This window comes from Rummeliibacillus suwonensis (assembly GCF_007896435.1).
Lineage (GTDB): Bacteria > Bacillota > Bacilli > Bacillales_A > Planococcaceae > Rummeliibacillus > Rummeliibacillus suwonensis.
Map to the genome: position 1 here is coordinate 164,803 of NZ_VCBL01000003.1, position 12,051 is coordinate 176,853.

11 protein-coding genes and 1 other annotated feature are annotated in these 12,051 nt (G+C 38.0%); all 11 genes read left to right on the plus strand.

What is annotated here, in order from left to right; all coding sequences use genetic code 11:
• Positions 1 to 243 precede the first annotated feature (243 nt).
• Entirely contained in the window at positions 244 to 561 is a 318-nt protein-coding gene (locus tag FEU33_RS16200) for a magnetosome magnetite crystal formation protein family (protein WP_146550524.1), read from the plus strand.
• Between the two features lie 169 nt (positions 562 to 730).
• Entirely contained in the window at positions 731 to 1,201 is a 471-nt protein-coding gene (locus FEU33_RS16205; protein WP_146550525.1) for a CtsR family transcriptional regulator, read from the plus strand.
• 13 nt (positions 1,202 to 1,214) lie between these two features.
• Positions 1,215 to 1,781 (plus strand): UvrB/UvrC motif-containing protein, encoded by a 567-nt coding sequence (locus tag FEU33_RS16210; RefSeq protein WP_146550526.1) that lies wholly within the window; start codon positions 1,215 to 1,217, stop codon positions 1,779 to 1,781.
• Positions 1,782 to 1,812: 31 nt separating this feature from the next.
• Positions 1,813 to 2,847 carry a protein-arginine kinase McsB gene (gene mcsB, locus FEU33_RS16215; protein WP_146550598.1) on the plus strand — a complete coding sequence of 345 codons (1,035 nt, stop codon included), beginning with the start codon at positions 1,813 to 1,815 and terminating at the stop codon, positions 2,845 to 2,847.
• Positions 2,848 to 2,871: 24 nt separating this feature from the next.
• A complete protein-coding gene (locus FEU33_RS16220; protein WP_146550527.1) occupies positions 2,872 to 5,310 on the plus strand; it encodes an ATP-dependent Clp protease ATP-binding subunit in 2,439 nt (812 codons plus the stop codon).
• Positions 5,311 to 5,498: 188 nt separating this feature from the next.
• A complete protein-coding gene (gene radA, locus FEU33_RS16225) occupies positions 5,499 to 6,875 on the plus strand; it encodes a DNA repair protein RadA (protein ID WP_146550528.1) in 1,377 nt (458 codons plus the stop codon).
• Between the two features lie 129 nt (positions 6,876 to 7,004).
• Positions 7,005 to 8,099, plus strand: coding sequence for a PIN/TRAM domain-containing protein (locus tag FEU33_RS16230; protein WP_146550529.1), 1,095 nt, complete (start codon positions 7,005 to 7,007; stop codon positions 8,097 to 8,099).
• Positions 8,100 to 8,341: 242 nt separating this feature from the next.
• Positions 8,342 to 9,028 (plus strand): 2-C-methyl-D-erythritol 4-phosphate cytidylyltransferase, encoded by a 687-nt coding sequence (gene ispD, locus FEU33_RS16235; RefSeq protein WP_146550530.1) that lies wholly within the window; start codon positions 8,342 to 8,344, stop codon positions 9,026 to 9,028.
• Positions 9,029 to 9,030: 2 nt separating this feature from the next.
• The gene (gene ispF, locus FEU33_RS16240; RefSeq protein ID WP_146550531.1) at positions 9,031 to 9,507 is read left to right on the plus strand and encodes a 2-C-methyl-D-erythritol 2,4-cyclodiphosphate synthase; all 477 of its coding nucleotides are present in this window, start codon (positions 9,031 to 9,033) and stop codon (positions 9,505 to 9,507) included.
• A gap of 78 nt (positions 9,508 to 9,585) precedes the next feature.
• Positions 9,586 to 11,046, plus strand: a complete 1,461-nt coding sequence (gene gltX, locus FEU33_RS16245) for a glutamate--tRNA ligase (RefSeq protein WP_146550532.1) — start codon at positions 9,586 to 9,588, stop codon at positions 11,044 to 11,046.
• A 48-nt stretch (positions 11,047 to 11,094) separates the two neighbouring features.
• Positions 11,095 to 11,349: a binding site (T-box leader), on the plus strand.
• 48 nt (positions 11,350 to 11,397) lie between these two features.
• On the plus strand, positions 11,398 to 12,045 hold the full coding sequence (gene cysE, locus FEU33_RS16250) for a serine O-acetyltransferase (protein ID WP_146550533.1): 648 nt from the start codon (positions 11,398 to 11,400) through the stop codon (positions 12,043 to 12,045).
• The last annotated feature ends 6 nt before the right edge of the window (positions 12,046 to 12,051 follow it).

The window sequence follows — 12,051 nt, forward strand, 5'->3', positions numbered from 1 at the left end:
TAATAAAGTGAAAGGTGACGATTTCTACAATTGTTCAAGAAAGGCTATCATCTATAGCGAATATGAATGTGTATAAACAATAGGATTAAATAGAATCGTTATAGTAGAAAAGACGTAACAATCATGGAAATGTTGCATGTAGAAATGAAAGAACTTTTAAAAGAAGTGAAACTTATTCAAAGGAAAGAACGTAGATTAGCTATAAGAAAATGTTTCAGAATAGTGAAAGTGAGTGATTAGAATATGGAGGAAAAAGGACTAAAAGTAATTTTGCATGCAAGTGCATTTTTTGCCCCATGTTTAGTGCCAATAGCCTTCTTTCTTTTGATAAAGGATGAAGAAATAAAACGTCTATCCATTCAAGCATTGCTGTTTCAATTTGTCATGTGGGTGCTAGTGGGAGTTGGAGCTGTGCTATCAGCCACGATTGTCTTAGCGATTATCGGTATTCCGATGATAGTTGTCTTTGGCCTTATGGGTATCATTGTACCGATCATTGGTATTATCAATGCGTTACAAGATGTACATTGGGAATATCCAATCGTCGGTAAATGGATTTAATAAGTTACTTTTGAGCATACTGCATATAGCGGTATGCTTTTTACGTATAGTAAAAAATATTTAAAATTCATAAAAAGAAGTGCAGAATATTTGCGTCAATTTTTATAGCCTTATATAATATAGTCAAAGATAGTCAAAGTCAGTGATGTAAGTGAGGTGGAAGCTAAAAATGCGAAATATCTCTGACATTATTGAAGGGTATTTGAAGGAAGTTATTGAATTAGGTGGTAAAGGACATATTGAAATTAAACGCAGTGAAATTGCAGATAAATTTCAGTGTGTACCATCGCAAATAAATTATGTGATTAATACGAGATTTACTGCCGAACGTGGATATATAGTCGAAAGTAAACGTGGTGGAGGCGGTTATATTCGAATATTACGTGTAAAAGCTGATTCTGAAACAGAGTTAATCGATGAAATTTTACAACAGATAGGTGATTCGATCTCTCAAGCAACAGCACAAGATTTTATTTTCCGTTTGATTGACGAGGATGTGATTACTCGTAGAGAGGCGAAGATGATGATCACGGCAATTGATCGTTCGGTGCTATGCATCAATTTGCCGGTACGGGATGAATTACGTGCACGAATATTACACGCTATGGTATTAACATTAAAGTATGATAAGAAAACATAAAGAGGTGCAAGGTATGATTTGTGAAAATTGTAAACAGCGGCCGGCTACGATCACAGTTACGCAAATGAAAAATGGTAAAAAAATTACCAGACATTATTGTGATGTATGCAATAAGCAGATGGATCACTTTCACTTGAACCTCGATTCAGAAGAAGGTTCAAATGCAATGCAAAAATTGTTTGCCAATTGGTTTGGAACACCAAGTTGGTCTGTTCAATCAGTACCGATTAATAATACGCAAACGAAAGTGCCAAATGATAGCTGCTCACAATGTGGGATGACTTATAGACAGTTTCTTGAAGAGGGGAAATTTAATTGCCCAACTTGTTATGAAACGTTCAAAGAACAGCTACCCCAAGTACTTAAACGACTGCATAATGGTGCAACAGAGCATATTGGAAAAGTACCCGGTTCTGTCAATCAAAGTTATCAAATGAAACGGCAAATTGAAGCGCTACGCCAAGATATGAAATCAGCTGTAGAAGCAGAACGTTTTGAAGATGCCGCTCATATTCGAGATCAAGTACGAGAATTAGAGAAGAAGCTACAAACAGGGGGTGAGGAAAGTGACGAGCATTGATCATTTTCTAAAAAGCAAACCACCTCTTTGGATGCGTGGTGATGTTGATTATGGTGACATTATCATGAGCACACGTATTCGATTGGCTAGAAATTTAAACGGTTTCCGTTTTCCAAGAGCTTTTTCAGATGAAGAGGCATCCAAAATTGACAAGATGGTTTCAAATGCAGTAATGGATGGAGAAAATAGTCTTGGTATCCCATTTTCCTATTTCTCCCTTCATGATATGCCAGCAATACAACGGCAAGTATTGGTGGAGAAACACTTAATAAGCCCGCAATTAGCAAATAAAACAAAATTTGGCTCAATCCTAGTATCAGAAGATGAAACGATTAGTATTATGATAAATGAAGAGGATCATATTCGAATTCAATGCTTGCAACCGGGATTACAGCTAGACAAAGCCTATCAGTTAGCTGATGAAGTGGATCGCTTATTAGAAAAAAATTTACCTTATGCTTTTGATGATTCATTTGGTTATTTAACAAGTTGCCCAACCAATACGGGGACTGGGCTTAGAGCTTCCGTCATGATGCATTTACCAGCATTAACAGTGACCAACCAAATGGGACCTCTTATTAATACGATGGTACGGCTAGGAATGGTTGTGCGAGGGATTTATGGTGAAGGCACAGAAGCTGTCGGTAATTATTATCAATTTTCAAATCAGATTACATTGGGTAAGCCTGAAGAAGATATTATTTTAGATTTGCAAAGTGTGGCTGAACAAATCGTTCAAAAGGAAATTGGTGCACGACGAGCATTATTAGAACATGCATCCATTGCAGTATCTGATCGGTTGAATCGTTCTTTAGGTGTTTTGCGATATGCCAGAATTTTATCGAGCGAAGAAGCCGCCAATTGTTTATCAAATGTGCGATTAGGTATCGATTTAGGGTTAATACCATCGATCCCCGATAAAGTATTAAATGAGTGTATGTTAATCATGCAACCAGGTTTTTTACAACAACATGCAGGTACAACACTCCAAGCCAATGAAAGAGATGTTTATCGTGCATCCATCATTAGAGAAAAATTGCAGTTAAATGATACAGATTCTAATTAAGCGTTGAAGAGGAGGAGAATTTTTATGATGTATAATCGTTTTACACAGCGTGCTCAAAAGGTTTTGCAACTTGCTCAAGAAGAAGCAATTCGCATGAAACATGAGGCAATTGGTACTGAACATATATTGTTAGGACTGATTCGCGAGGGTGGTGGAATTGCTGCCAAAGCACTTGAAGCGATCGATGTAAGTCCTGAAATGATTGAAGAAGGTATTGAAGAATTAGTAGGAATTGGTACAAAGAATGTTGGCCCAATCGTTCATTATACGCCTAGAGCTAAAAAGGTTATCGAGTTATCGGTTGATGAATCACGTAAATTAGGTCATTCCTATATTGGTACAGAGCATTTACTTTTAGCATTAATCCGTGAAGGCGAAGGTGTAGCAGCACGAGTTTTAAACAATGCGGGTGTCAGTCTAAACAAAGCTCGTCAACAAGTATTACAGCTTTTAGGTAGTAGCGATCATCCGCAAGCGAATACGAATGCGGCTCCAGCTGCAAATACACCGACTTTGGATAGCTTAGCGCGTGATCTTACACAAATTGCTAGAGAAGGCAGTTTAGATCCTGTTATTGGACGTAGCAAGGAAATTACACGTGTCATCGAAGTGCTATCACGCCGAACAAAAAATAACCCTGTATTGATCGGTGAACCTGGTGTAGGTAAGACAGCCATCGCTGAAGGTCTAGCCCAACAAATTGTTAACAATGAAGTTCCAGAAACATTGCGTGATAAACGTGTCATGACTTTAGATATGGGAACGGTAGTAGCAGGTACAAAATACCGTGGTGAATTTGAAGATCGTTTGAAAAAGGTAATGGATGAAATCCGTCAAGCAGGTAATGTGATCTTATTTATCGATGAATTGCATACATTAATCGGTGCAGGTGGCGCAGAAGGAGCAATCGATGCATCTAATATTTTAAAACCATCTCTTGCACGTGGTGAATTACAATGTATCGGTGCTACGACATTAGATGAATATCGTAAGTATATTGAAAAGGATGCAGCACTTGAACGTCGTTTCCAACCGATCCAAGTGGATGAACCTACTGTGGAAGAAGCTATTCAAATTATTAGAGGATTACGTGATCGCTACGAAGCACATCATCGTGTCAAAATTACAGATGAAGCGATTGAAGCAGCTGCTAAAATGTCAGATCGTTATATTTCAGACCGCTTCTTACCAGATAAAGCCATTGATTTAATCGATGAAGCAGGTTCAAAAGTGCGTTTACGTTCATTTACAACACCGCCTGATTTGAAAGAATTAGAACAGCAATTGGATTCTATCCATTCCGAGAAAATGGCTGCAGTTCAATCACAAGAATTTGAAAAAGCCGCATCATTGCGTGATACAGAACAAAAGCTCAAAGACAAGTTGAATACGACTAAAAAAGAATGGAAAGAAGCACAAGGTAAATCAGAATCAAAAGTAACAGTCAATGATATTGCGGAAGTTGTATCGATGTGGACAGGAGTGCCAGTTGCAAAACTAGCACAAGAAGAATCTGAAAAACTACTACATCTTGAAGAAGAACTACACAAACGTGTTGTGGGCCAAAGTGAAGCAGTTGAAGCCATTTCAAGAGCTATTCGTCGAGCACGCGCTGGGTTAAAAGATCCAAAACGTCCAATTGGTTCATTTATCTTCTTGGGTCCAACAGGTGTAGGTAAGACGGAGCTTGCTCGTGCATTAGCAGAAGTTATGTTCGGTGATGAAGACGCGATGATCCGAATTGACATGTCTGAATATATGGAAAAACATTCGACTTCACGTCTTGTCGGCTCACCTCCAGGATATGTAGGCTTTGATGAAGGTGGTCAATTAACGGAAAAAGTTCGTCGTAAACCATATTCTGTTATTTTACTTGATGAAATCGAAAAAGCACATCCAGATGTGTTCAACATCCTTTTACAAGTGCTTGATGATGGTCGATTGACAGATTCAAAAGGCCGTGTAGTTGATTTCCGTAACACAGTAGTAATCATGACTTCTAACATTGGTGCAGAAGCGTTAAAATATCGTAAGTCTCTTGGATTCGGTGCACAAAGCGCAACTCAAAGTCAAGAAACTGCGAAAAACGTGATGATGGAAGAATTGAAAAAAGCATTCCGACCTGAGTTCTTAAATCGTATTGACGAAATGATCGTATTCCATTCATTAGAAAAAGAAGAGTTAAGCCAAATTGTTGTTCTCATGGCAAAAACCTTAACAAAACGATTGGAAGAACAAAATATTACACTTGAGTTAACGCCAGCCGCTATTGAAAAGATCGCGAAGGAAGGCTATGATCCTCAATATGGGGCACGTCCATTACGTCGAGCTATTCAAAAACATGTAGAAGATCGACTTTCTGAAGAAATCTTAAAAGGTACGGTGTTAACAGGTCAACGTGTTGTATTTGATGTGAAAGATGATCAATTCGTTGTAAATGTAAAAGAACTCGTAACGAAATAATGAACGTATTTTGACAAAAGGCCATGTACGCCGTAAAAAGGCATTCCAAATGCGAAATTTGGGATGCCTTGTTTTATAATATAAGGTAATAAAGTGCAATTTCATCCAATAGGAGTTTCCTTCACCTTTTACTGGAGATAATTGAATCTGTTAATTTGAGAATAAAACTACAATATAAGGAGAAAAAAATGGTCAAAAAGAAGACAAAATTCTTTTGCAATTCATGTGGATATGAATCACCCAAATGGCTTGGCAGGTGCCCAGGCTGTGGCGAATGGAATACGATGGTTGAAGAAGTAGAAGTTATTTCGAAAGGCCCTAGAGGTGCGTTTCAGCATTCTGTGAATGTTTCGCAAAAGGCTGCCCCCATTATTTCTGTAAAATCAGCAGAAGCGCCAAGAGTTAAAACGGAACTTAAAGAGTTAAATCGCGTCCTAGGAGGTGGAGTAGTACCAGGTTCACTTGTATTAATCGGTGGAGATCCGGGTATTGGTAAATCTACATTATTACTGCAGGTATCCGCTCTATTATCTAATAAGGGTCACCGTGTCCTTTATATATCTGGAGAAGAATCGATTCATCAGACAAAGCTTAGAGCAGAACGTCTTGGTGTTAAGTCACCCGAGTTATATATTTACTCAGAAACCAATTTGGAATTTTTAAATCAAACAATCGATGAGGTACAACCAAAGTTTGTGATTGTGGACTCCATTCAAACAGTCTACCATCCAAATATAACAAGTGCACCAGGAAGTGTATCTCAAGTTCGAGAGTGTACAGCAGAATTTATGAGAATCGCAAAGACCAAGAATATTGCTATCTTCATAGTTGGTCATGTCACAAAAGAAGGTCAAATTGCAGGACCGCGTATTTTAGAGCATATGGTGGATACCGTATTATACTTTGAAGGTGAACGCCATCATACGTATCGTATATTACGCAGTCAAAAAAACCGTTTTGGTTCAACAAATGAAATTGCTATTTTTGAGATGCTTCAGAACGGTTTAAAAGAGGTATTGAATCCATCTGAATTATTTTTACAAGAGCGTTCGCAGGGAGCACCAGGTTCGACGGTTGTTGCTTCGATGGAAGGAACAAGACCTATCTTAGTAGAAATTCAAGCTCTCGTAACGCCATCAAGCTTTAATTATCCAAAACGAATGGCGTCAGGTGTGGATCAGAATCGTATATCGCTGTTGATGGCAGTGTTAGAAAAAAGAATGGGTATGCTATTACAAGCACAGGATGCCTATATTAAAGTGGCGGGCGGTGTTAAATTAGATGAACCTGCTATTGATTTAGCTATCTTAGTGAGCATTGTCTCTAGTTTTAGAGATGTTGCGGCAAAGCCAATGGATTGCTACATCGGGGAAGTAGGGCTGACAGGGGAAGTACGCCGTGTTTCACGTATCGAGCAGAGGGTCCAAGAAGCTGCTAAATTAGGTTTTAGACGAGCTATCATTCCATCATCGAACCTAGAAGGCTGGGATTATCCAAGCGATATCGAAGTACTTGGAGTAGATACAGTAAACCAAGCGTTAAAGTTGAGTTTTAAAGAGTTATAAACTATCACAAGTTTTTAAGCTATTGTCGGCTGTGCAGCTATTTTTATGAAATTAAATCGTGTTAATAGCTATTCAAGGCGTTAATCAGAGAAACTATGTATAATGAAACCACTTGGGGAGGTGCGTTAAATGCTTAAAAAAATTATTCAAATTGCGTTTCTTTTTATCGGAGGGACGATGGGTTTATTTATTTTACCGCCATTATACAAACTGATTCATTTATCTTCAAACCCATGGTTAAATAATCCGTATACTTCAGTTGCCATTGGTGCTTTAATATTATTTGGCTGTTCATTTTTGTTCTCAGATTATTTTGTGAAATTTATTCGATGGATGGAAGAAAAATTATTGAAGGCACCTAGTGGAGATTTATTGTTTGGTACTTTGGGGCTAATCATTGGGTTAATCGTTGCTTATTTGATCGGTTTTTCGATCGACAGTGTAAAGATTCCGATTATCACAACTATCTTACCGATATTACTGTCAATTGTACTGGGATATTTGGGGTTCCAAGTGGGATTTAAAAAACGTGATGAATTGATCAATGTTTTTACATCAGGCAGATCCCATAATAGTTTGAGAAAAAAATCTACAGAGGAAGTGGATTTTTCTAGTTCCTTGTATAAGCTTTTAGATACAAGTGTTATTATCGATGGGCGTATAGCGGATATTTCTGAAACGGGTTTTGTGGAAGGGATTTTGGTTGTTCCCCAATTCGTATTGACAGAATTGCAACATATAGCTGATTCGTCTGATACATTAAAACGTACGAGGGGACGCCGTGGTCTTGATGTTTTAAGAAAACTACAGGAAGAAAGAGCTTCACAGGTCTTGATCACGGAAGTCGATTTCGAAGATGTTCCAGAGGTTGATTTGAAATTAGTGCGTTTAGCTAAAAAAATGGGTGGAAAAATCTTAACAAATGATTTTAATTTAAATAAAGTGTGTGATCTGCATAATGTGGAAGTGCTTAATATAAATGATTTAGCTAATGCTGTGAAACCGGTTGTTATTCCAGGTGAAGAAATGAATGTGGTTGTGATCAAGGATGGCAAGGAACACAACCAAGGTGTCGCTTATTTAGATGATGGTACAATGATTGTTGTTGAGGAAGGTAAATCTTATATTGGTCAAACAATTGTTGTGACAGTAACGAGCGTGTTACAGACTTCGGCAGGTCGTATGATTTTTGCGAAACCCAAACAAAGCGGAAGAATAGCGTAATTCAACATTTGCTGCTGTTACCCGCTATGATTGCTTTTCTCGTATATTAAATCTAGCTAAGGGTGGCTAGATTTGTTGGAAGGCAAGTTATCTAATAGCGGAAATCAGTTGATGATTGTATTTTTAAACTCAAAAAAGTATTGATGAAATGGACGCACATATGTAAAACTAAAAATATAAAAAGAGACAGGGCAAAAATGCCTTGTCCTTTTTATGATGAGGCGAGGAAGTGAGAGGAAACCATGCAATATGATGTTATATTACCGGCAGCAGGCAGTGGCAAACGAATGGCTGCGGGTCAAAATAAATTATTTTTAGAATTACATCAAAAGCCGATTTTGATACATACATTGGAAGTATTTCAACAAGATGAGGAATGTAAGGGAATATGGTTGGCTGTAAAATCAGAAGAGCGTTCGTATATTGAAATGCTTTTGACAAAATATCATATTACAAAAGTAAAAGCGCTTGTTGATGGGGGTTCAGAAAGACAATATAGCGTTAATAATTGTGTAAAAAAGGTGGAAGATGGGAAAATTGTATTGGTACATGATGCAGCGAGACCTTTTATAACGAGATCGATTATTCATCAGTTAGTGGACACAGCATATACTAAAGGGGCAGCAATAGCAGGCGTTCGCGCAAAGGATACGATGAAACGAGTAAAAGATGGTGTTATTGAAGAAACAGTGGATCGCTCTAGTTTATGGATGATTCAAACGCCCCAAGCATTTGATTTTGAAGTATTAAAGCGTGCAGAACAACAAGCAGAAAAAGATCATTTCTTAGGAACGGATGAAGCAATGCTTGTCGAACGTTTAGGACAATCTGTATATATGGTTGAAAGTAGCTATGAAAACGTTAAAATAACTACTAAGGAGGATTTAGTAATTGGCGAGGCCATTCTAAATCAACGTATAGGAGGTTAACTATGTTTCGAGTAGGACAAGGGTTTGATGTACATGCGTTTGCTGAAGGACGTCCATTAATCATTGGAGGGATTACCATTCCCCATGATAAAGGATTACTTGGTCATTCAGATGCGGATGTATTGTTACATGCTGTAACCGATGCAGCGCTTGGTGCGATAGGAGAAGGAGACATCGGTCGTCATTTTCCAGACACTGATCCTGAGTTTAAGGATGCAGATTCTGCCCAATTACTAGCGTATATTTGGAAAATGGTGGAGGATAAAGGCTACTCTTTAGGCAATGTAGATTGTACGATTATGGCACAACGCCCGAAATTAGCCCCATATATTGAGCTAATGCGAAAACGTATTGCAGAACTTTTACATGCGGAACCTTCACAAGTGAATGTAAAAGCAACAACAACAGAAAAGCTAGGATTTACGGGTCGTGAAGAAGGAATAGCCACATTGGCAACCATTTTACTTATTAAAAATTGACTTTCTTTAATTTTTATACTTGCAGTGGTAAAATGAAAAAAGTTGAATTTTTGACCGACAAATAGGAGGATTTTAATCATGACTAACAAAGTTCGTGTTCGTTATGCACCAAGCCCAACAGGACATTTACATATTGGTGGCGCACGTACAGCTCTATTTAATTTCTTATATGCAAAACATTATGATGGGGATTTTATTCTTCGTATTGAAGATACAGACGTGGCTCGTAACATCGAGGATGGTGAATCATCACAAATTGAAAACTTGGCCTGGTTAGGTATTCACCCAGTAGAGTCACCAATTATTGGTGGTCCATATGCTCCTTACCGTCAAATGGAACGTTTAGACATTTACACAGAATATGCTCAAAAATTAATCGATAGGGGATTAGCCTACAAATGTTTCTGTACACCAGAAGAATTAGAAGCTGATCGTGAGGAACAACGCGCAAAAGGTGTTGCTGCTCCAATGTACAAGGGGACTTGTCGCTACTTATCTGCTGAAGAAGTCGCTGAAAAGGAAGCAGCTGGTATACCTTATACCATTCGTTTCCGTGTACCAGAAGATGTTACTTATCAATTTGATGATTTGATTCGTGGTGAAGTAACGTTCGAATCAAAGGATGTTGGTGACTGGGTAATTGTAAAAGCAAATGGTATTCCAACATACAACTTTGCGGTTGTACTTGATGATCATTTAATGGAAATGACACACGTATTCCGTGGAGAAGAACATTTATCTAATACACCTAAACAACTAATGATTTATGATGCTTTTGGTTGGGAAGCACCACGTTTCGGCCATATGACATTAATCGTAAACGAAAATCATAAAAAGCTTTCAAAACGAGATGAATCCATTATCCAATTCATCTCTCAATATAGAGAACTTGGTTATTTACCAGAAGCCATGTTAAACTTCTTGGCATTACTTGGTTGGTCTCCAGAAGGTGAAGAGGAAATTTTTACAATGGACGAGCTGATCGCACAGTTTGATGAAAAACGACTTTCTAAATCACCATCAATGTATGATATGCATAAATTAAAATGGATGAATAACCAATACATGAAAAAATTATCTCATGAACAAGTGGTTGAACTTTGCTTACCATTCTTACAAAAAGAAGGCTTAGTAGCAGAAAATCCAACAGATGAAGAATTGGAATGGGCTGATAAGTTAATCGGACTGTATCATGAACAAATGAGTTATGGTGCTGAAATTGTAGAATTATCTCAAATGTTCTTTACAGAAGAACTTGATTTTAATGATGACGAAAAAGAAGTTTTAGCTGGAGAACAGGTGCCAGAAGTTATGGCTGCGTTTAAAGAAAAACTAGAAGCGTTAGAAACATTTGAACCGGCAGAGATCAAAAAAGCGATCAAAGCTGTGCAAAAAGAAACAGGACATAAAGGTAAAAATCTTTATATGCCAATTCGCGTGGCAACTACTGGCGAAATGCATGGACCAGAACTAAACGATGCACTTGTTTTACTTGGTAAAGAAACCGTGCTAAATCGTGTTGGAAAATATGTAAAATAATTTTAGTTGCTTTTTTTCTACCTCACTGTACAATTAAGCTAGTAAATGATAAAAATGTTGAAGAGGAGAAGTATGTGGCACATGCTCTAAAGAGAGGATCATCACCGGCTGAAAGTGATCTGAGCCAATGTAAAACAGAAATGCACCTCTGAGTGCTAAGCTGAAATAAAAGTGGGACGTACCTCGTTAACGTTCACGAATAAGTAGGCTTAAGCCGGGTTGTTACCGTTATGGACATTAGAGTGGAAAGTGTTTTGTTGTGCTTTCAACCAGAGTGGAACCGCGTATTGAAGCGCCTCTGTCTTCGTTAGATAGAGGTGCTTTTTTCTATGTGAAAAAGGAGGCTTTTACATGTTTAAAAGAATAAAAGAAGATATTGCAACAATTTTTGAAAATGATCCAGCAGCTCGTAGTACACTAGAAGTGGTATTAACTTATTCAGGTTTGCATGCAATATGGTCGCATAGAATTGCACATGCTTTCTATAAACATAAACTTTATTTTATAGCAAGAGTTATTTCACAAACTAGTCGTTTCTTTACTGGTATCGAAATTCATCCAGGTGCAAAAATCGGTCGTCGCTTCTTTATTGACCATGGCATGGGGATTGTCATTGGTGAAACTTGCGAAATCGGAGATGATTGCACCCTGTATCAAGGTGTAACATTGGGGGGAACCGGGAAAGAAAAAGGCAAAAGACATCCTACGCTAGAAGATAATGTATTAGTTGCCACTGGTGCAAAGGTACTCGGTTCTATTACAATTGGAGAGAATAGTAAAATTGGTGCTGGTTCAGTTGTCTTGAAACCAGTGCCTGCTAATGCTACAGTTGTTGGTATTCCGGGGAAAGTCGTGATCCAAGATGGTATCCGTGTAAATCATGAACAAAAGCTAGACCATCAAAATATCCCAGATCCCGTTGGAGATCGTATCCAGCAAATTGAACAAAGAGTCAGCGCTTTAAATAGAGAACTTGAGCAGACGAAAAAGGAGAGATAATTTCTC